Source organism: Streptomyces sp. NBC_01515 (assembly GCF_045040345.1).
Lineage (GTDB): Bacteria > Actinomycetota > Actinomycetes > Streptomycetales > Streptomycetaceae > Streptomyces.
In genome coordinates this window covers 6,560,387-6,579,241 of the sequence record NZ_CP109416.1, presented here as the reverse complement: position 1 = coordinate 6,579,241, position 18,855 = coordinate 6,560,387, and the positions used below count along the sequence as shown (strand labels likewise).

At 69.6% G+C, this 18,855-nt stretch carries 19 protein-coding genes; 8 read left to right on the top strand and 11 right to left on the bottom strand.

Features of this window, described 5'->3' with window-relative positions; translation table 11 throughout:
- Nucleotides 1–124 precede the first annotated feature (124 nt).
- The 3 genes from OG407_RS29800 to OG407_RS29790 all read left to right on the top strand — a co-directional run bounded on the left by OG407_RS29800 (nt 125) and on the right by OG407_RS29790 (nt 1,811).
- Nucleotides 125–730, top strand: coding sequence for a flavin reductase family protein (locus tag OG407_RS29800; RefSeq protein WP_405862709.1), 606 nt, complete (start codon nt 125–127; stop codon nt 728–730).
- 118 nt (nt 731–848) lie between these two features.
- Nucleotides 849–1,400, top strand: a complete 552-nt coding sequence (locus tag OG407_RS29795; RefSeq protein WP_405862707.1) for a VOC family protein — start codon at nt 849–851, stop codon at nt 1,398–1,400.
- 117 nt (nt 1,401–1,517) lie between these two features.
- The gene (locus OG407_RS29790) at nt 1,518–1,811 is read left to right on the top strand and encodes an SCO0607 family lipoprotein (protein ID WP_405862705.1); all 294 of its coding nucleotides are present in this window, start codon (nt 1,518–1,520) and stop codon (nt 1,809–1,811) included.
- Nucleotides 1,812–1,821: 10 nt separating this feature from the next.
- On the opposite strand, the gene OG407_RS29785 is transcribed toward OG407_RS29790, so the two are convergent.
- Nucleotides 1,822–3,186: an MFS transporter gene (locus tag OG407_RS29785; RefSeq protein WP_405862703.1), complete on the bottom strand. Its 1,365-nt coding sequence runs from the start codon at nt 3,184–3,186 to the stop codon at nt 1,822–1,824.
- Nucleotides 3,187–3,271: 85 nt separating this feature from the next.
- Here OG407_RS29785 and OG407_RS29780 point away from each other — a divergent pair, with 85 nt between their 5' ends.
- Nucleotides 3,272–4,324, top strand: a complete 1,053-nt coding sequence (locus tag OG407_RS29780; protein ID WP_405862701.1) for a GlxA family transcriptional regulator — start codon at nt 3,272–3,274, stop codon at nt 4,322–4,324.
- Between the two features lie 7 nt (nt 4,325–4,331).
- Here the strand turns inward: OG407_RS29780 and OG407_RS29775 are convergent, their stop codons facing one another.
- The 4 genes from OG407_RS29775 to OG407_RS29760 form a co-directional block, all read right to left on the bottom strand.
- The gene (locus tag OG407_RS29775; RefSeq protein ID WP_405862699.1) at nt 4,332–4,694 is read right to left on the bottom strand and encodes a hypothetical protein; all 363 of its coding nucleotides are present in this window, start codon (nt 4,692–4,694) and stop codon (nt 4,332–4,334) included.
- Nucleotides 4,695–4,794: 100 nt separating this feature from the next.
- Nucleotides 4,795–5,844 (bottom strand): alcohol dehydrogenase catalytic domain-containing protein, encoded by a 1,050-nt coding sequence (locus OG407_RS29770; RefSeq protein WP_405862697.1) that lies wholly within the window; start codon nt 5,842–5,844, stop codon nt 4,795–4,797.
- Nucleotides 5,844–6,998, bottom strand: coding sequence for an acyl-CoA dehydrogenase family protein (locus OG407_RS29765; RefSeq protein WP_405862695.1), 1,155 nt, complete (start codon nt 6,996–6,998; stop codon nt 5,844–5,846). Before OG407_RS29765 ends, OG407_RS29770 begins: the two co-directional genes overlap by 1 nt.
- A gap of 110 nt (nt 6,999–7,108) precedes the next feature.
- Entirely contained in the window at nt 7,109–8,020 is a 912-nt protein-coding gene (locus OG407_RS29760) for an SDR family oxidoreductase (protein ID WP_405862693.1), read from the bottom strand.
- A gap of 95 nt (nt 8,021–8,115) precedes the next feature.
- Between OG407_RS29760 and OG407_RS29755 the strand changes: the two genes are divergently transcribed.
- The gene (locus tag OG407_RS29755) at nt 8,116–9,063 is read left to right on the top strand and encodes a cyclase family protein (RefSeq protein WP_405862691.1); all 948 of its coding nucleotides are present in this window, start codon (nt 8,116–8,118) and stop codon (nt 9,061–9,063) included.
- A gap of 338 nt (nt 9,064–9,401) precedes the next feature.
- On the opposite strand, the gene OG407_RS29750 is transcribed toward OG407_RS29755, so the two are convergent.
- The 4 genes from OG407_RS29750 to OG407_RS29735 all read right to left on the bottom strand — a co-directional run bounded on the left by OG407_RS29750 (nt 9,402) and on the right by OG407_RS29735 (nt 13,645).
- Complete coding sequence (locus OG407_RS29750) at nt 9,402–9,872, bottom strand: ATP-binding protein (RefSeq protein WP_405868678.1); 471 nt, start codon at nt 9,870–9,872, stop codon at nt 9,402–9,404.
- Nucleotides 9,873–10,381: 509 nt separating this feature from the next.
- The gene (locus tag OG407_RS29745; RefSeq protein WP_405862689.1) at nt 10,382–11,314 is read right to left on the bottom strand and encodes an acyl-CoA dehydrogenase family protein; all 933 of its coding nucleotides are present in this window, start codon (nt 11,312–11,314) and stop codon (nt 10,382–10,384) included.
- 1 nt (nt 11,315) lies between these two features.
- The gene (locus tag OG407_RS29740; protein WP_405862687.1) at nt 11,316–12,449 is read right to left on the bottom strand and encodes an acyl-CoA dehydrogenase family protein; all 1,134 of its coding nucleotides are present in this window, start codon (nt 12,447–12,449) and stop codon (nt 11,316–11,318) included.
- The gene (locus OG407_RS29735; RefSeq protein WP_327403266.1) at nt 12,449–13,645 is read right to left on the bottom strand and encodes an amidohydrolase family protein; all 1,197 of its coding nucleotides are present in this window, start codon (nt 13,643–13,645) and stop codon (nt 12,449–12,451) included. The genes OG407_RS29740 and OG407_RS29735 overlap by 1 nt, the downstream gene beginning before the upstream one ends.
- An 85-nt stretch (nt 13,646–13,730) precedes the next feature.
- On the opposite strand from OG407_RS29735, the gene OG407_RS29730 reads away from it, so the two are divergent.
- Nucleotides 13,731–15,248 carry a class I adenylate-forming enzyme family protein gene (locus tag OG407_RS29730; RefSeq protein WP_405862685.1) on the top strand — a complete coding sequence of 506 codons (1,518 nt, stop codon included), beginning with the start codon at nt 13,731–13,733 and terminating at the stop codon, nt 15,246–15,248.
- On the opposite strand, the gene OG407_RS29725 is transcribed toward OG407_RS29730, so the two are convergent.
- Both OG407_RS29725 and OG407_RS29720 read right to left on the bottom strand, forming a co-directional pair.
- Nucleotides 15,227–15,739, bottom strand: coding sequence for an EF-hand domain-containing protein (locus OG407_RS29725; protein WP_327403264.1), 513 nt, complete (start codon nt 15,737–15,739; stop codon nt 15,227–15,229). The genes OG407_RS29730 and OG407_RS29725 overlap by 22 nt on opposite strands.
- A gap of 122 nt (nt 15,740–15,861) precedes the next feature.
- The gene (locus tag OG407_RS29720) at nt 15,862–16,251 is read right to left on the bottom strand and encodes an STAS domain-containing protein (protein ID WP_033286534.1); all 390 of its coding nucleotides are present in this window, start codon (nt 16,249–16,251) and stop codon (nt 15,862–15,864) included.
- Nucleotides 16,252–16,572: 321 nt separating this feature from the next.
- Between OG407_RS29720 and OG407_RS29715 the strand changes: the two genes are divergently transcribed.
- Nucleotides 16,573–17,145 (top strand): sigma-70 family RNA polymerase sigma factor, encoded by a 573-nt coding sequence (locus OG407_RS29715; protein ID WP_405862683.1) that lies wholly within the window; start codon nt 16,573–16,575, stop codon nt 17,143–17,145.
- A gap of 233 nt (nt 17,146–17,378) precedes the next feature.
- Nucleotides 17,379–18,731 carry a zf-HC2 domain-containing protein gene (locus OG407_RS29710; RefSeq protein ID WP_405868676.1) on the top strand — a complete coding sequence of 451 codons (1,353 nt, stop codon included), beginning with the start codon at nt 17,379–17,381 and terminating at the stop codon, nt 18,729–18,731.
- The last annotated feature ends 124 nt before the right edge of the window (nt 18,732–18,855 follow it).

Below are 18,855 nucleotides of genomic sequence, written 5' to 3'. Positions count from 1 at the left end.
CGGGCGCAGGAGCGGGCGCAGGACCGGCGAGGGACGGGCGACTTGAGTGAGCCCTCCGCTCCGGATGACCGCGCGGCCGTACCCCTTCCTATCTGATGATCCGTCAGCTTCAATGGGTGTTGTGATGGGACACGCAGGGGCGGCAGCAGCCGCCGTCCGGTACCTCAGGTCGGCCGGAAGCGCTCCGGCCGCGCAGCCTGTCGAGGCGCTGCCGCGGCCGGAGCTTCGGTGTGTCACGGACGACGAGCGGGCACCGTTCGCCCCGGGTGAATTCCGGCGCGTCCTGGGCACGTTCGCGACCGGCGTGACCGTGATCACCGCCCCCGCGGCCACCGGCGAACCCGGTCCCGCCGGCTTCGCCTGCCAGTCCTTCTCCGCCCTCTCCCTCGACCCGCCCCTCGTCGTCTTCATGGTCGGCCGTACGTCGACGACCTGGCCCCGCATCGCCCGCGCCGGCGTCTTCTGCGTCAACGTACTCGCCGCCCACCAGGGCGAGTTGTGCCGCGGCTTCGCGGTGAGCGGCACGGACAAGTTCGCGGACGTCCCCTACGACGCCTCCCCGATCTCCGGCTCCCCCCGCCTCATCGACGCCGCGGCCTGGGTCGACTGCACGATCCACGCGGTGCACACCGGGGGCGACCATCTGATCGTGGTGGGACGGGTGGACGGGCTGGGGATCAACGAGGGGGATGGAGCGCCCCTGTTGTTCCACAAGGGGCGCTTCCTCTGACCATCACCAGGACATCTGGCTGTCACCAGGACATCTGGCCGCCACTAGGACAGAGCCTGTCCTACCCCGCCCCTATCGTCACGCCCGAAACCCGGCAGCGACGAAGGGAACCCCGACCATGCCCCAGCAGACCGACTCCGCCCCGGAGGGCTACACCACCGTCGCCCCCTGGGTCGTCACCGACGACACCGGAGCCTTTCTCGACTTCGTCGCCGCGGCGTTCGGCGGGGAGGAACTCGGGCGGGTGGTGACGGAGGGCGGGGCGATCGGGCACGGTGAGATCCGGGTCGGCGACACCGTGGTGCTGGCCTTCGACCGCAGCCCGGACTGGCCCGTCATGCCGAGCCTGCTCCGCGTGTTCGTACCCGACGCGGACCAGGCGTTCGCCCGCGCCCTCGACGCCGGCGGCCAGGTCGTCACACCCCTGGCGAACCACGCCTTCGGGCAGCGCGGCGGCCGGATCAAGGACCCCTTCGGCAACATCTGGTGGGTGGTCGCCCACGTCGAGGACGTCCCCGAGGACGAGATGTGGGAGCGGCTGCGGCAACCCGAGTACGCCGAGGCCATGCGTGTCGCCCAGGAGACGTTCGACACCGAACTCGGCGGCCGGGGTCGCGGGCGCGGCAGTGCGCCGGTGCGGACGGCGGTTCCTCTGAGTGCTCCTGAGTGATCCGCGCTCCGATGCTGAGCCCGCGTACTCATGAAGGTCCGCTCCACCTCCGGCAGCCTTGCTCCCAGACCGATTCGAGCATTCGAGCATCGAGCATCTGACCGGGGGACCTCCACCATGAGCAAGCGCACGCGAGTCGCCGTTCTCACATCCGTCCTGATATCCACCGCCGGGCTGCTGTCCGCCTGCTCGTTCTCCACGGCGGACGCCATGTGCGGCGGGGGCGAGTACCCGGTCCTGGCCGTGGGCAGCAGCGCGGGCGGCGCCTGCGTGAAGAACGGCGACACCCCGCCGAGCGGCTACGCCCGGTACCCGAAGGGGAAGGTACCGAAGCACGTCGACGACAAGTGGGACACGTACTGGCAGACCCACACCGTGGACGCGAAGGGGAACATCACCTCCGCCCCGTAGCCGTCAGCCGTCACGCCACCGCGACCGCGCCCATCCGTGCGACCGGCCGCCGCCGGATCACAAGCGCCATCAACGCCGCCACCGCGCACAACGCCCCCGACACGTACCAGACCATGTCGTACGACCCGAACGCGTCCCGGGCGACCCCGCCCAGGAAGGCGACGAGCGCCGCGCCGATCTGGTGGGAGGCGAGGACCCAGCCGAAGACGATCGCGCTGTCCTCGCCGTACTGCTCGCGGCACAGGGCGAGGGTCGGGGGGACCGTGGCGACCCAGTCGAGGCCGTAGAAGACGATGAAGAAGAGCATGGGCGGGTGGACCGTGGGGGCCAGCAGCATGGGGAGGAAGAGGAGGGAGATGCCGCGCAGGGCGTAGTAGACGGCGAGCAGGCGGCGGGGTTCGAAGCGGTCGGTGAACCAGCCGGAGGCGATCGTGCCGACCACGTCGAAGACGCCGATCACCGCGAGCAGCGAGGCCGCCGCCGTGATGGGCATGCCGTGGTCGTGGGCGGCGGGCACGAAGTGGGTCTGGATCAGGCCGTTCGTGGACGCGCCGCAGATCGCGAAGGTGCCGGCCAGCAGCCAGAACGGGCCCGTGCGCACCGCCTTGAGGAGGACCGCGATCGTACGGCGGGCCGCACCCGTCACCGGTTCCGGCTTCGGCACGAACTCGGTCGCCCCGTACGGCTTCACACCCACGTCCGCCGGGTGGTCCCGCAGCAGCAGCCACACGAAGGGGACGACGGCCAGCGCCGCGAGGGACACCGTCACCGCCGCCGGGCGCCAGCTGTGCTCCTCGACTATCCAGGACAGCAGCGGCAGGAAGATCAGCTGGCCCGACGCCGAGGCCGCCGTGAGGATGCCGGTGACCAGGCCCTTCCGCGCGGTGAACCAGCGGTTGGTGACCGTCGCCGCGAAGGCGAGCGCCATCGAACCGCTGCCCAGCCCCACCAACAGGCCCCAGCACAGCAGCAGTTGCCACGGCGCCGTCATCCACACCGTCAGGCCGGACCCGAGCGCGATCACGATCAGCGCGACCGCGACGACCCTCCTGATACCGAAGCGGTCCATCAGCGCCGCCGCGAAGGGGGCCGTCAGCCCGTACAACGCAAGGTTGATGGACGCCGCCGCCCCGATCGTGCCGCGCGACCACCCGAACTCCTGGTGCAGCGGATCGATCAGCAGCCCGGGCAGCGACCGGAACGCCGCCGCACCGATGATCGTCACGAACGTGACGGCGGCGACGAACCACGCACGGTGCGGTGACATCATGCGGCTCCGCCGCGGGCGGATACGGCTACGGGGCGTGGGGCCCTGCGCGGGGCCGGGCTCCTCTGCGGCACTGGGGCCGGTCGCGGCATCGGTTGTCTGCGTCACGTCAATGAGCTTCCGGCATCCCACCCCTCCCGAGCCACTGGCCCGAAGGACAGCATTCGCTAGAATCGGGCCATACAATCGAGCCATGGCCACCGCCGGTACCGCCTTCCGCCCCCACCGCGTCGTCGTCCTCGCCCTCGACGGCCTCCTCCCGTTCGAACTGGGCATCCCGCACCGCATCTTCGGCCGCCCCAGGGACACCGAGGGACGGCTGCTGTACGAGGTGGTCACCTGCTCGGTCCGCCCGCCCGGCCCGGTCGACACCGACGCCGACTTCGCCATCCACGTCCCGAACGGCCCGGAGGCCCTCGCCACCGCCGACACCGTGATCGTCCCGGCGTCGTACGAACTCGGCCCGGTCTTCGAGGAGGGCGTCCTCACCCCCGAACTCGCCGCCGCCCTCGCCCACATCCGCCCCGGCACCCGCCTCGCCTCCATCTGCACCGGCGTCTACGTCCTCGCCGCCGCCGGTCTCCTCAACGGCCGCCCCGCCACCACGCACTGGGCCGACGCCGAGCGCTTCCAGGAACTGTTCCCGCAGATCGAGGTCGACGCGGACGTCCTGTTCATCGACGACGGCGACGTCCTCACCTCCGCCGGTGTCGCCGCCGGCATCGACCTGTGCCTGCACATGGTCCGCCGCGACCACGGCACCGCGGTCGCCAACGACGTCGCCCGCCGCACGGTCGTACCGCCCCACCGCGACGGCGGCCAGGCCCAGTACATCCACCGCCCGGTCCCGGACCCGCAGGTGGCGACCACGACCGCCGCCCGCACCTGGGCGCTGGCCCGCCTCCACGAACCCCTCCAGCTCCGGGACATGGCCGAGCAGGAGGCGATGTCCGTCCGCACCTTCACCCGCCGCTTCCGCGAGGAGGTCGGCATCAGCCCCGGCCAGTGGCTCACCCAACAACGCGTCGAACGAGCCCGCCACCTCCTCGAATCCACCGACCTCTCCATGGACCAGGTCGCCACGGACGCCGGCTTCGGCACGGCCCAGTCAATGCGCCAGCACCTGCAAGCAGCCCTCGGAGTCACCCCCACCGGCTACCGCCGCACCTTCCGAACGGGGACGACGGGGACAGCAGGGACCAACACCGGCTCCGTGCGCTACGGCACGGTCGACGCCCTCAACTGACCTGTCGCTACGGCACGTTCGGCATCCGAACCGACTGACCCCCGGCGTCGTAATCCCCCATCTCCCCTTCCCTCATCTCCTCTTCCCCCATCTCCTCTTCCCTCACTGCCGACGCCGCCCGCCCGGAACGCCCAGGGCTCCCTGAACTCCCGGAATGCCCCGCCCGCCGAACCTCCCCCCACCACCCCACCCCCGACGCCGCGTACATCACCGAATACCCCGCGGCCAACGCACCCAGCGAGTAACCCCCCGGCCGCTCGCGCACCAGGAAGACCAGGGCCAGCGGCGCCATGGCCACCGGCATCCGGGCGCCTATGGCGGTGCAGGCCCAGGTCAGGACCTGTCGGGAGACCACATCGCGGTAAGTCATGCCAAAACGCTACGGGCCGGGACCGACAACGCCCCACGAATTTCCCCGGCCTGTGGATAACTCCAGCCACCCACTGAGCCCATCCGCTCAACAGGGACCGTCAGAACGTCAGGACCCCACGCGCCACCCGCCCCGCCTCCGCATCCCCCGCCGCCTTCTCGAAGTCCTCGACGGGATACGTCTCGGTCACCAACTCGTCGAGCAGCAACCGCCCTTCGCGATACAGCTGGGCATACAGGGCGATGTCCCGCTGCGGCCGGGACGACCCGTACCGGCACCCGAGAATCGACTTGTCCAAATACATGGACGAGACGAGGAAGGACGCCTCGGCGGTAGCCGGCGGCACCCCGAGCAACACGGCCTGCCCGTGCCGATCCAGCAGATCCACCGCCTGCCGGATCAACTCCACCCGCCCCACGCACTCAAAGGCGTGATCGGCCCCGTTCGGCAGAATCTCCCGCACACCCTCAGCCGACGTAAGGAAGTGAGTGGCCCCGAACTGCCGAGCCACCCCCTCCTTCCCAGGGTTCGCATCCACCGCGACGATCGTCAACGCCCCCGCGATCCGGGCCCCTTGAAGAACATTGAGCCCAATGCCACCCGTCCCGATGACGACGACACTGTCCCCCAGACCGACCCGCGCCCGATTGAGCACAGCACCGACCCCGGTCAACACCCCGCACCCGATGAGCGCGGCGGACGGCATGGGGATGTCCTTCGGAATCCGTACGGCCTGCACGGCCTTGACCACGGTCCGTTCGGCGAAGGCGGAGTTGGAAGCGAACTGGTACACCGCCTGCCCGCCCCGCGTGAACGGCTTCCCCGGCCGCCCGATGGCCTGCCGGCACATGGTCGGCCGCCCCCGGTCGCACTCGGCGCAGGTACCGCAGTTGGCGAGCGTGGAAAGAGCGACATGATCCCCGGGCCCGACATGGGTGACGCCCACACCCACGGCCTCCACCACCCCCGCACCCTCATGCCCCAGCACCACAGGAACGGGAAAAGGTATGGTCCCGTCCACCACGGACAGATCGCTGTGGCACAACCCGGCCGCCGAGATCGCGACCAGTACTTCCCCGGGCCCCGGTTGCCGGACCTCCAGATCGTCCACGACCTGGATCTGCTTGCCGTCGAAGACCACACCGCGCATCAGACGACCCCCTTGGGTTCCCTGGGCAGACCGAGCACCCGCTCGGCGATGATCGTGCGCTGAACCTGGTCCGAGCCGCCGTAGATCGTGTCGGCCCGCGAAAAGAGGAACTGGTGTTGGAACAGGTCGAGTTCATACGACAGTGACGGCGTCCAGTCCACCGGCCCGACCGCCGCCGCGGCCCCCCGCACCTGCATCGCCAGCTCCCCGAGCCGCTGATGCCACCCGCCCCACAACAGCTTGGCCACACTGGGCGCCCCCGCGTCCCCGGCCCGCCCGAGAGTCCGCAGGGCGTTCCACCGCATGGCCTTCAACTCGGCCCACTGCCGCACGAGTCGATCGCGTACAACGGGATCACCAACGGCCCCGGAGGCGACGGCGGCCTCGACGACCCGCCCCAACTCCCGTGCGAACCCGATCTGTTGGGCCAGGGTCGACACCCCCCGCTCGAACCCGAGCAGGCTCATGGCGACCCGCCACCCCTCACCCTCACCCCCGACCACGTGCTCGGCACGCACGCGTGCCCCATCGAAAAACACCTCGTTGAACTCGCTGGTCCCGGTCAACTGCCGTATGGGCCGCACCTCGACACACCCCGGCTGATCCATCGGCACCAGCAGAAAACTCAACCCCCGATGCCGCCGCGACCCCACCTCGGTCCGAGCCAACACAAAACACCAGTCGGCCTCATGAGCAAGCGAGGTCCAGATCTTCTGCCCGGTGACGCGATAGGACCCGTCCCCCGCATCCCGCACGGCAGCGGTCCGCACCCCGGCAAGATCGGACCCGGCCCCGGGTTCGCTGTACCCCTGGCACCAGAGTTCGTCCCCCGCAGCGATTGCGGGAAGGAAGCGGGACTTCTGCTCATCGGTCCCATGCGCGATGAGCGTAGGAGCCAGCAGATTCTCCCCAATATGCCCGGACCGAGGCGGCGCATCCGACCGCGCATACTCCTCGGCCCAGGCAACCTGTTGAGTAAGACTGGCACTGCGATTCCCGTACCCGGACTCCGGCCAACCCAGCCCAATCCACCCACTCTTGCCGAGCGTCCGTTCCCACGCACGCCGATCCTGACCGGCCTCAGCATGCGCAAGAAGCCAAGCCCGAGCCTCAGCCCGAAACACTTCATCTTCGGCAGCGAATCCAAATTCCACAGGGGGCTCCCTAAGAACACCGTTCAGGTCAGCTACTTAAGGGGCGCGGGGAACGGTGCGACCAGTCACAACAGGCCCGCACCCGCCCAACAACCGAACCCCCCACCCCACTAGGCGTTGGGCCGCTCCCCACCCCGCGCAGCCCGCTCCATCTCCTGCAACCGAGAAAGTATCGGCATCGGATCCACCCCCACCGACCCCGGCAAAAACTCAGCGATCTTCTCAGCCGTCCACCCCCCAGACGCATACGCCGCCCGCAACTCCCGAGGCTGAGCCCACACCGCGATCTTCTCACCGGCAACGGTATAAACCTGCCCGGTAATCCCAGCCTCCCGAGCCCGCTCGGACAACAAATAGACAACCAGCGCCGCCACATCCTCCGGCGACCCGATCTCCGCCAACTCCATAGGAACATTCGCAGACATCCGCGTACGAGCAACAGGCGCCACCGCGTTGGCGGTGACCCCATACTTGTTCAAGCCCAGCGCAGCGCTCCGCACCAGCGAGATAATCCCGCCCTTCGCCGCACTGTAATTGGCCTGAGAAACCGACCCTTGATGATTCCCGCTGGTGAACCCGATCAAGGTCCCGGCCCGCTGCTTCCGCATCACAGCAGAAGCCGCCCGAAACACGGTGAACGTCCCCTTCAGGTGAGTGGCGAGAACGGGATCCCACTCCTCCTCGGACATATTGAAAAGCATCCGCTCCCGAAGAATCCCGGCAACGCACACCACCCCGTCGATCCGCCCGAACGAAGACACCGCGACATCGACAACCCGCTGCCCCCCAGCCATCGTCGAGATGTCATCGGCAACGGCAACGGCCTCCCCACCCGCCGCCAGGATCTCCTTGACAACCCCCTCGGCGATCTCACTCGTGGGCGACGCCCCGTCCATCGAGACCCCGTAGTCGTTGACGACGACCCGCGCCCCCTCGGCGGCAGCCCCCAGCGCGACGGCCCGCCCGATCCCCCGCCCCGCTCCCGTCACGGCGATGACCTTGCCAGCCAAGAAGTTCCCCATGTCCGGCCCCTCCCGCGGTTTCTGACGGTCCGTTAGATTCGACTCAGATTCTACGACCCGTCAGATACCTGAGGACAAGCCCCGGGGAGGCCCCGATGTCACCGCAGACGTCACCGCCGTCACTTGGTCCGGAGTTCCACGACATCGCCAAGCGCGTGAACAACTGGGGCCGTTGGGGGTCGGACGACGAGATCGGCACGCTGAACCTGATCACCGACGAGGTGGTCCGAGCCGCAGCCGCCGAGATCCGCACCGGCCGCCGCGTCCCGCTCGCGCTGCCCCTCCAACAGGACGGCGTCCAGACGGGGTTGATCCCCGGCCGGATCAACCCGTTGCACGCGATGGTGCAGATCAACCAGGAACTCTTCGGCCCGGGAACGGTCGCGTGCAGCGACGACGCCGTGACGATGGGGCTGCAGGCCGGCACCCACTGGGACGCGCTGACCCACGTCTCGCACTCCGGGAAGCTCTACAACGGCCGCCCGGCCGGCACCGTGACCCCGCACGGCGGCGCCGAGTTCAGCGGCATCGACAAGGCCCGGCACATCGTCTCGCGCGGCGTCCTCCTCGACGTGGCACGCGCGCGTGGGGTCGATCGGCTGGAGGGCGGGCACGCCGTCACCCCGGAAGACCTCGAAGCCGCCGAGGAGTTCGCCGGAACGCAGGTCCGCGCGGGCGACATCGTGCTCGTACGGACCGGGCAGGTGCAGGTGTATCTGGCCGGTGACAAGCACGGGTACGGCTATCCGTCACCCGGGCTGTCGGTCCGCACACCGGAGTGGTTCCACGCGCGGGATGTCGCGGCGGTCGCCAACGACACCCTCACCTTTGAGATATTTCCGCCGGAAATAGACGACTTGTGGCTGCCGGTGCACGCTCTCGATCTGGTCGAAATGGGCATGCTGCAGGGCCAGAACTGGAATCTAGAAGAGTTGTCCACAGCCTGTGGACAAGAGAACCGCTACGCGTTCTTCCTGTCGGCGATGCCCGAACCTTTCGTGGGCGCGACGGGAACCCCGGTGGCCCCGATCGCCATCCTCTAGGGCAGTCCGGTTTTGACGAGGGCCGGACTTACGGTCGGATGGCGGCGCGCTGCTGCCCGCCCCGAGCACGGCACCGCGTGCCGCCATCCGACTCCGGCGCCCCGTCCTGGTCCCCGGCCCCGAGGGAACCCACGCCGAACGCGACCCACACTCGCCGAGGGCTCCCGTCACCGAAGCCCTCGTCGTCCCCTCGCGGCGAATCGCTGCCCACAAGCGTGACCACATGGTCACGTCGCGTCAACGCCCATCCGGGGATTTGTTCCGTAAGCACCATTTATCGCAGGGCGCGCACGGAAGCACGGCCCGGCGCATCTCCGCCCGGCACTTGCAGCCAGCACCTACACGGCCTCGTACGCAAAGCCCTCGAACTCGAAGCCCTCGTACGCCGCGACAGCTCCCCCGCACGTGACCTCCCGGGGTTCGCTGTCCCGGTCGATCTCGCACCAGATGCGCTTGCCGGTGCCCTCGGCGCTCCAGCCCCAGCGGTCGGCGAGGCCGTCCACCAGGGCCAGGCCGCGGCCGCCGGTCTCGTCGCCGTCCGCGCAGCGCGGCACCGGCGCCTTGCAGCTGGTGTCGGCGACCTCCAGGCGCACGGTGGCCGACTCGGTCGCCACGTCCGGCAAGGAGAGTCTCAGCACGGCCGGACAGCCGGTGTGCACCACGGCGTTGGTGACCAGCTCGGAGACGAGCAGGATCAGCGTCTCCGCGAGCGGTTCGTCGGCCTCTATCCCCGACCCCGCGAGCCGGGAGCGCGCCCACCGCCGGGCTCGCCCCACCTCAGCGGGGTCGGGCCGGATCTCCAGCTGCACTTGAAGCACCTGCACCGCTCACACCATCCGAACCGGCGGACACTTAGCCTCGCGCCTCACGAGGGCCACGATCGTAGCCATTTCCTGCATGACCAGAACAACGGCCAGAACAAGGGTCACGGAACGTGAATCCCTTGCGAGACAGCATGATTGACGTTCAGTCACCCCAACAAGCGCTTCGGGCATATTCCAGCGCGAAGGAGTACGAGTGCGGGATACTGTGCGACGCTCGCCGCGGGCAGTCGAACAGGCCGGGGTGAAAGCCTGTTCTGCCGTGCGAGCGGGGGTACGCATCGCCCGATCCGGAGCCGCCTCACAGGCAACACCGGCATGGCTCGTACCTTGAACCACTCGCATCCCACACAAGGTACCGGAGCCCACAGACGACTCCAGGCCGTGACGAGTCACGCATAGGACACAACCCGATATCAACGCTGCGTGATTCCGCCGTGCCACGATCCGCGACACCGTTGTCGGGCCCGTCCCGGTCCTCGCAGGCAGCCGCCCCGCTAGGCCGCGCGGGCCAGCAGATCCGCCGCGAGCAACTCCTCACTCTCCGTGTTCCCACCACCACGCCGAGCGCGCACCCACGCCCGTTTCAGGTGCAGATGAACCTCGGACTCCCAGGTGAAGCCCATCCCGCCATGCACCTGCAGACAGTCCCGCGCCCCCCGCACGGCCGCTTCATCGGCGAGCAGCCGAGCCGCCGCGATGTCCACCGCGTCCCCGGTCACAGCCGCCGCGTAAACGGCGGCCCGCGCCACCTCCACCCGCACCAACGACTGCGCACACAAATGCTTGACGGCCTGAAACGCCCCGATCGGCTGCCCGAACTGCTCACGCGTCCGGGCGTGTTGCACCGCAAGACCGCACACACGCGCGGCCGTCCCAAGCTGCTCGGCGGCAGTAAGAAGAACAGCGACGGGCTCGGTACGCCCCGGAGCCGGCACCCGATGCAGCGGCGTCAACGGATCCACCGACCGCAGCGCTACGGCCCCCTCGGCCCCCGGCAACACGACATCTGCCTCGTCCAGCCACTCCACAAGGCTCCCGTCGGCAGCGGCGACAACGGTCTCCCCGATAGCCGCCCCCGGCACCACCCCGGCAGCGAGATGCGTAGCCACCAAGGGCCCGGGCACCAACGCCCACCCAAGCTCCTCAAACACCAACACGGCTTCGGGAAGCCCGAGTCCAGCTCCTCCATCAGCTTCGGACAACCGCAGAGAGAACACCCCAAGGTCACCGAGGGCCCGCCACAAACCCCGGTCCAGCCGAGGAGCATTTAGGGGCGCGGGGCTGTGTACATCAGCGGCTCCGCCGCGGGGCGCGACCAGCCCCCACGCACCCGCACCCGCACCCGCACCCGCACCCGACGAGCGACCGACCACATCCCGCACAGCAGCCCGCAACGCCTTCTGCTCACCGGTCAGTTGAAACCGCATGTCAGCGCCCCTTCGGCAACCCAAGAATCCGCTCAGCCACGATGTTCTGCTGAATCTGCGAGGTGCCGGCCGCGATCGTGTACGACAGCGAGGACAGCCGGTCCAACACCCAAGGCCGTTCCAGATCAAGGGAGTCGGGCCCAAGAACATCCGCCGCCGCGTCGTAGAGCTCCTGCCGCGCATGCGAATACCGCAGCTTGAAAACCGACCCCCCGACCCCCGGCACTCCCCCACTCGCCTCGGCCTCACTCACGTTCCACTGAGTAAGCCGCCACAACGCCCGGAACTCCGCGTTCAACCGCCCCAGTTGACGCCTGAGCACCGGATCGTCCCAACGCCCGTTCCGCCGAGCCTCCACCGCCAGCTCCCCCAACACCCGCCGACAGGCGACCACCTCCCCCACAAAGGCCGTACCGCGCTCGAACGACAGCGTCACCATCGTCACGCGCCACCCGTCGTTCTCGTCCCCCACCCGGTTGCCGACCGGCACCCGCACCTCGTCGAGAAACACCTCGGCGAACTCCGCGGACCCTGCCAGCGTCCGCAACGGCCGTACGGTGATCCCCGCCGCGTCCATCGGCATCGCGAGCCAGCTGATCCCCCGGTGCTTCGGCGCCGACGGGTCCGTCCGGACCAACAGCTCGCACCAGTCGGCGACTTCGGCGTGCGAGGTCCAGATCTTGGAACCGCTCACTACGTAGTCGTCGCCGTCCCGCCACGCGCGCGTGCGCAACGCCGCGAGGTCGGACCCGGCGTCCGGTTCGCTGAAGCCCTGGCACCACACCTCGTCGCCGCGCAGCACCGGCGGCAGCCACCGCTCCCGCTGCTCGGCCGTGCCCTCCGCGGCGATCGTCGGCCCGGCGTGCAACAGCCCGACGAAATTGGCCCCTACGTAGGGCGCGCCCGCCTTCTCCGTCTCCTCCAGGAAGATCAGCCGGGTGGTCGGGGACGCGCCCCAGTGCACGTCGGCGTACCCGGCGTCGTACAACATCCGCTGCCAGCCGAGGTCGTAGGCGCGACGGCCGGGCCAGTCGTCCGGCGACGGCTTCGAGGGCAAGGTGGGGAGCACCTTGCCCAGCCACTCCCTCAGGCGTGCCCGGAACTCGTCCTCCTCGGCCGTGTACGAGAGGTCCATTACTTGTCGAGGTCCAGGCCCAGCATGCGGATCGCGTTGCCCCGCATGAGCTTGTAGACCGTCTCGTCGTCGAGGCCCTTCACATGGTCGAGGGCGACCTCCTTGGTGTGCGGGAAGGTCGAGTCGACGTGCGGGTAGTCGGTCTCGAAGGTGGCGTTGTCCCGGCCTACGACGTCCAGGGACGCGACCCCGTGTTTGTCGCGGAAGAAGCAGCAGAACATCTGCCGGTAGTAGTACGTCGACGGCGGCTCGGGGATGAGATCCCGCACCCCGCCCCACGCGCGGTGCTCCTCCCACACGTCGTCGGCGCGTTCCAGCGCGTACGGGATCCAGCCCATCTGCCCTTCGGAGTAGGCGAGTTTGAGGGTCGGGAACTTCACCAGGACGCCGCTGAAGAGGAAGTCCATCATCGAGGCCATGGCGTTGTTGAAGGAGAGCGAGGCCTGTACGGCGGGGGGCGCGTCCGGGGAGGCGGCGGGCATCTGGGAGCTGCTGCCGATGTGCATGTTGACGACCGTCCCCGTCTCCTGGCAGACCGCGAAGAACGGGTCCCAGTAGCCGGAGTGGATGGACGGCAGTCCGAGGTAGGTGGGGATCTCGGAGAACGTCATCGCGCGGACGCCGCGGGCCGCGTTGCGGCGGATCTCCGCTACGGCCAACTCCACGTCCCACAAAGGGATCAGGCACAGCGGGATGAGCCGGCCGCCGCTGTCGCCGCACCACTCCTCGACCATCCAGTCGTTGTAGGCGCGGACGCAGGCGAGCGCGACCTCCTTGTCGTGGGCCTCGGCGAAGGTCTGGCCGCAGAAGCGCGGGAAGGTCGGGAAGCAGAGCGAGCCCTCGACGTGGTTGAGGTCCATGTCCTTGAGCCGCTCGGCCGGGTCCCAGCAGCCGGGGCGCATCTGCTCGCGGGTGATGCCCTCCAGGGTCATCTCGTCGCGGTCGAAGCCGACGGCGGCGATGTTGCGCTTGTACGGGAACTTGAGGTCCTCGTAGATCCACCAGTCGGTGGGCGGGCCGTCCGGGTCCATCGTGATCTGGTATTTGCCTGCCACGTAGGCGAGTTCGCCGATTCCGGCGGTGAGCGGCTGGGGGCCGCGGTCGCGGTACTTCTTCGGCAGCCAGGTCTCGAAGAGGTGCGCGGGTTCGATCACGTGGTCGTCGACGCTGATGATGCGGGGCAGTTCGGTGGTCATGGGTTCCCCTCCGCAGGGACGGCACTTATCTGATGACCCGTCAGATAGCATGTCACCTGACGAGTCGTCAGCCAAGGAGGGGACCATGAACGAGACGGCGTACTCCCTGAGTTCCTCCCGCACCCTGTGGGAACTGGTCGCCCGCCGAGCCGACTTGACCCCCGACCGCCCGGTCCTCCTCCAGGACGACCGGGCCCTGAGCTTCGGCGAGTTGCGCGACCGGTCGGAGCGCGTGGCGGCGGGCCTGTACGGCATGGGTGTCCGGCCCGGCACGGTCGTCGCCTGGCAGCTGCCCACCCGCATCGAGACGGCCCTGCTCTCCTTCGCGCTGGCCCGCCTGGGCGCCGTACAGACTCCGGTGATCCCCTTCTACCGCGACCGCGAAGTCGGCTTCGCGCTACGGGAGTCGAAGGCGGAGTACTTCGCGGTGCCGGGCGTCTGGCGCGGCTTCGACTACGGGGAGATGGCGCGGCGGCTCGGCGCGAAGGGCGTCTTCGAGGCGTACGACGGCGCTCAACTCCCGGACGGCGACCCGGCATTGCTCCCCGCCCCGCCCGCCGACGGCACCTCGGTCCGCTGGATCTACTGGACCTCCGGCACCACCTCCGACCCCAAGGGCGTGCTGCACACGGACCGTTCACTGATCGCGGGCGGCTCCTGCCTCGCACACGCGCTGCGTCTCACCGCGGACGACGTGGGCTCGATGGCCTTCCCGTACGCGCACATAGCGGGGCCCGACTACACGGTGATGCTGCTGCTGTACGGCTTCCCGGCGGTGATGTTCGAGCAGTTCGCGCTGCCGGACGCGCTGGAGGGGTACCGCAAGCACGGCGTGACGGTGGCCGGCGGCTCAACTGCCTTCTATTCCATGTTCCTTGCCGAGCAGCGCAAGCAGCCCGGCGAGAAGGTGATTCCCTCGCTACGGCTGCTCGCGGGCGGCGGCGCTCCCAAGCCGCCGGAGGTCTACCACTCCGTCGTACGGGAGATGGGGGTCCAGCTCACCCACGGCTACGGCATGACCGAGGTGCCGATGATCACGATGGGGGCGCCCGACGACACCGTGGAGAATCTGGCGACTACCGAGGGGCGGCCACCGGAAGGGATGGAGATACGGATCGCGGCGGGCGGGGAGGTGCGGTTGCGCGGGGAGGCCGTGTGTCAGGGGTACTTGGACCCGGCGCAGACGGCGGAAGCCTTCGACGCGGACGGGTTCCTGCGTACCGGGGATCTGGGGGAAGTCACCTCGACCGGGCATCTGATTCTCACCGGGCGGCTGAAGGACGTGATCATCCGCAAGGGGGAGAACATCTCGGCGAAGGAGATCGAGGATCTGCTCGCCGCGCATCCGGGCGTCGGGGACGTGGCCGTCGTGGGGCTGCCGGACGCGGAGCGTGGGGAGCGGGTGTGTGCGGTGGTCGAACAGCCGCCGGGGGCCGGGGAGTTGACGCTTGCCGCCGTCACGGACTATCTGCGCGCGGAAGGGCTGTCCGTGCACAAGCTGCCGGAGCAGCTGGAGATCGTGGACGCCCTTCCGCGCAACGACGCCTTGCGGAAAGTGCTCAAGTACAAGCTGCGGGAACGCTATTCGGGGACGGTGAAGTAGCGGGCGAAGGAGGAGATGATCTCCGCCTCGCCCACCTTGCCGTCGCTGTCCGTGTCGAGGGCGTCGGCGGCCATCGCGGCGACGTCGTCCGGCACGCCGAGGGCCTTGAGGACGCGCACAGTGTCCGCGATGGTGGCCGAGCCGTCGCCGTCCGGGTCGGCGACGTCTAGGGCCGCGTGCAGGAAGGGGCGGCCGATCTCGGCGAAGCGCTCCGGGTTGTCGCGCAGCCGCTTGACCGCGCCGTTGACGAACTCCTCGCGGCTGACGCGCTGGTCGCCGTCCCGGTCGGCGATGCCGGCCATGCCCTGCCAGAACGCCTCCGCGCCGATGTACAGGGCCTGGCCCTTGTCGGAGCGGGCCGCCGTACCGAACTCCGCGAGCAGCGCCTTGGCCGCCGAGCTGAAGTCCTCCCGGTCGATGAAGCCGTTGCCGTCCTGGTCGAAGGTGGCGAACCGGGCGGCGATCCGTCGCTCGTACTCGGTGCTGACCATGTCTTTCGGGCCGCCTTACTCATGTGGGGGTGCGCTTGGGACGGAGCGTACGACGCCGGGGCGGGTCCGGGAGCTGAAAACGACGCTTGTACCAAGATCGGGGAAATTCCGAAACAACGACGTCACGCCGAGAGGGGGTCCGCCTCGTCCTCGGGCTCGTCCTCTGTGGCGGTCATCACATCGGGGTAGACGTCGAAGAGGCGGCGCACGCCGAGGGCGCCGAGGACCCGGTTGACGTGCGAGCCGTCGACCGCGCCCTGGGCGGGCAGGACGACGCGCAGGTGGCCCTGGCAGGAGCGGATGAGGCGGCGGGCGGCGATGAGCACGCCGACGCCGCTGGAGTCGCAGAACAGCACCTCGGAGAGGTCCAGGACCAGGCTGTGCTGCCCCTCGGCCACCACGTCGTGCACCCGCTGGCGCAGCACCGGCGAGGTCACCAGGTCCAGTTCGCCGGACACGAGGAGTACGGACCAGCCGCCGCGCTCGCCGTCGTTCACTTTGAAGGCCACCATCGCGCCTTTCGCTAGCCGGAACTCCCGGAGACCGTCCGGAAACGGAAGCCGTACCTACGCTTCCTTGCAGCGCGGCTGCCCAGCGGCCGTTCCCTGAAACACGAGGGCAGAAACGGAAACCGTCCGGAAGAGGCTTGTTTTAGTCGCCTTCGATCCTGTTCGATCAGATGTGGGTGGGGTAGGCGCAGATCCGTTACCACTCGCGCCGCTTCGGGGGCGTGCAATTGCAGAATGGGGGGTGCGCTGTCAGACGTGCCCACTACATTCGAAGAGACGGTGAGCGCACGCTTGACCCGGGCACGGACACGGTGAGGGGGCCGCATGGCGACGAAGGACGCACCGCCCCGTTGGGACCGCAAGATGCAGCAGCGGCTGGCCCGCGGCGAGGCGGCGGCCCTCGGTGAGCTGTACGACCGCTTCGCCTCCCTCGTGCACTCCCTCGCCCACCGCGTCCTGGGCGACGAGCGCGCCGCCGACGGCATCACCCGCGAGGTCTTCGCCCACGTGTGGGAAAACCCCGACGCCTACGACCCCAAGCAGGGCCCCCTGCGCTCCTGGGTGGCCGCGCTGACCCACCGCCTCGCCGTGCAACGCCTGCGCGCCACCGAGACCGTCGCCCTCGCCCACGGCGGCGAGGGCTCCACGGAGGAGCTGGAGCGCAAGGTCCGCCGCGCCTCCGTCGCCGCCCGCGCCGACTACATCGTCACGTCCATGCCCGCCCCGCTGCGGGCCGCCCTGGAGCTGGCCTACTTCCAGCGCCGTGACTACCGCCAGACCGCCGTCGACCTCGGCGTCACCGAGGACGAGGCCCGCCGCCGCCTCCGCCTCGGCCTCCAGCTCCTCTCCACCGCCCACGACGCCGGCGTACCGCCGGGAGCGGGGGGTGGCGCGTGAGCGACGCGTGGCGGGAGGACTTCGACAGGTACGAGGGTCACGAGGGGTACGGCGAAGGGGCCGGGGAAGGTGAGCAGGTCGTGCCGGCGCAGGGTGGGGCGAGCGGGGGTCCGCGTGGACCTGGTGGGCCTGGTGGGCCTGGTGGGCCTGGTGGCTCCGAGGACGGCCGCTCTGTGAACGACGGCTCCGGGAACGGCGGTTCGGTGAACGACGACGGTGACGGCGACGACGGCATGCGGGGTGGGCCGGGCGGGCCGGGTGACGGCGGTTCCGCCAACAGCGGTTCCGCCGACGGGAGTTCCGGGAGCGGGGACGGCTCGCGCGGTGCTGGTTCCGGGAACGGTGGTTCCGTAGGCCGTGGTTCTGTGAGTGGTCAGGGGGAGTCGCCGCGGATTCCCATGCCGCGGGCCTCCGTTGAGGACAGTGGGCGGCCCTTGCCCGAGCTGGACGCGGTCGAGTCCCGGGGCGTGCCGCTGGTGCTGGAGCACCGGGTGTTGAAGGCGCTGCTCGGGGCGTGGGCGCTGGCCGCGTGTTCGGCGGCGGAGACGGCGGCCGTGGAGGAGCACCTCGGCGAGTGCGGGGCCTGTGCGGACGAGGCGCTGCGGCTGCGCGGGGCGGTCGGGCTGCTGCACCCCGTCGAGCCCCTGGACCTCGACCCCGGCCTGCGCACCCGCGTCCTGAGCGGCTCCTTCGACCGCCGGCCGCCGCGCATTCCGGTACCCGTGTGGGCGACGCCGTACGACGCCGAGACGGCCCGCCTGGATGCCCTGTTGCAGGACATAGGTGACGCCGAGTGGCACGCGCCCGTGCGGCTGCGGTGGTTCGAGGGCGACGGGCCGACGAGCCGTCGTACGACTGTCGCCGGGGTCATCGCGCACCTGCTGACCGTCGACGGGCTGGTCGCGGCGGCGCTGGGTCTCGACGACCCGCTGACCGGGGAGATCGCGAAGCCCATGACGCCGGCGGCGCGTACCGAGGCGTACTGGAGGTCGTCGCACTTCCCGCCGACCCGGTCCATCCGCTCGCCGTGGCGCGAGCAGAGCCACAACATCGTCCGCACGGTGTCGTTCACGGGCGGCAGCACCGGCAAACTGGCCGTCTCCTACGGCGACTTCGAGCTTCCGTTGCACGATGCGATGCTCGACCGGGCCTTCGAGTGCTGGGTACACGCGGGGGACATCGCGGAGGCGGTGGACTATCCGTACGATCCGCCGTCCCCGCGTTACCTGAACCGGATGATCGATCTCGCCGCGCGGATGTTGCCGGTGGTGCTCGCCGAGCGGCGGCGGCACGGGTTGGCTTCGCCGTTGAGCGGGCGGCATCTGGTGGGGGCGGGTGAGCCTGGGCGCAGTCTTCGGCTGGAGATCGAGGGGCATGGTGGGGGTGAGTGGTTGATCGCCCTCGACTCGCCTGGCGCGGTGGGGTCGGCCGAGCGGGAGGTTGCCCATATCGCCCTGGACGGGGTCGAGTTCTGTCACCTGGCCGCGGGGCATGTGTCGCCGGAGGAGGCGGCTGCGGGGCAGCTCGGTGACCGGGAGGCGATCAGGGATGTGCTGTTCGCCACGGCGTCGTTGAGCCGGATGTAGGGGTAGGTTGCGGGTTCGTCGGCGGGTGCGGGTGGGTGGGGGCTTGTCGCGCAGTTCCTCGCGCCCCTGAGGGGGTTCGGGTTCGTCGACGGCTGCGGGTGCGTCGTGGTTGCTCGCGCCGTTC

What these genes read in the sequence shown, in the direction of transcription:
- OG407_RS29800 (WP_405862709.1), top strand. Translation starts at nt 125, where the DNA reads ATGGGACACGCAGGGGCGGCAGCAGCCGCCGTCCGGTACCTCAGGTCG.
- OG407_RS29795 (WP_405862707.1), top strand. Translation starts at nt 849, where the DNA reads ATGCCCCAGCAGACCGACTCCGCCCCGGAGGGCTACACCACCGTCGCC.
- OG407_RS29790 (WP_405862705.1), top strand. Translation starts at nt 1,518, where the DNA reads ATGAGCAAGCGCACGCGAGTCGCCGTTCTCACATCCGTCCTGATATCC.
- OG407_RS29780 (WP_405862701.1), top strand. Translation starts at nt 3,272, where the DNA reads ATGGCCACCGCCGGTACCGCCTTCCGCCCCCACCGCGTCGTCGTCCTC.
- OG407_RS29775 (WP_405862699.1), bottom strand. Translation starts at nt 4,694, where the DNA reads ATGACTTACCGCGATGTGGTCTCCCGACAGGTCCTGACCTGGGCCTGC.
- OG407_RS29770 (WP_405862697.1), bottom strand. Translation starts at nt 5,844, where the DNA reads ATGCGCGGTGTGGTCTTCGACGGCAAGCAGATCCAGGTCGTGGACGAT.
- OG407_RS29760 (WP_405862693.1), bottom strand. Translation starts at nt 8,020, where the DNA reads ATGGGGAACTTCTTGGCTGGCAAGGTCATCGCCGTGACGGGAGCGGGG.
- OG407_RS29755 (WP_405862691.1), top strand. Translation starts at nt 8,116, where the DNA reads ATGTCACCGCAGACGTCACCGCCGTCACTTGGTCCGGAGTTCCACGAC.
- OG407_RS29745 (WP_405862689.1), bottom strand. Translation starts at nt 11,314, where the DNA reads ATGCGGTTTCAACTGACCGGTGAGCAGAAGGCGTTGCGGGCTGCTGTG.
- OG407_RS29740 (WP_405862687.1), bottom strand. Translation starts at nt 12,449, where the DNA reads ATGGACCTCTCGTACACGGCCGAGGAGGACGAGTTCCGGGCACGCCTG.
- OG407_RS29735 (WP_327403266.1), bottom strand. Translation starts at nt 13,645, where the DNA reads ATGACCACCGAACTGCCCCGCATCATCAGCGTCGACGACCACGTGATC.
- OG407_RS29730 (WP_405862685.1), top strand. Translation starts at nt 13,731, where the DNA reads ATGAACGAGACGGCGTACTCCCTGAGTTCCTCCCGCACCCTGTGGGAA.
- OG407_RS29725 (WP_327403264.1), bottom strand. Translation starts at nt 15,739, where the DNA reads ATGGTCAGCACCGAGTACGAGCGACGGATCGCCGCCCGGTTCGCCACC.
- OG407_RS29720 (WP_033286534.1), bottom strand. Translation starts at nt 16,251, where the DNA reads ATGGTGGCCTTCAAAGTGAACGACGGCGAGCGCGGCGGCTGGTCCGTA.
- OG407_RS29715 (WP_405862683.1), top strand. Translation starts at nt 16,573, where the DNA reads ATGGCGACGAAGGACGCACCGCCCCGTTGGGACCGCAAGATGCAGCAG.
- OG407_RS29710 (WP_405868676.1), top strand. Translation starts at nt 17,379, where the DNA reads ATGCGGGGTGGGCCGGGCGGGCCGGGTGACGGCGGTTCCGCCAACAGC.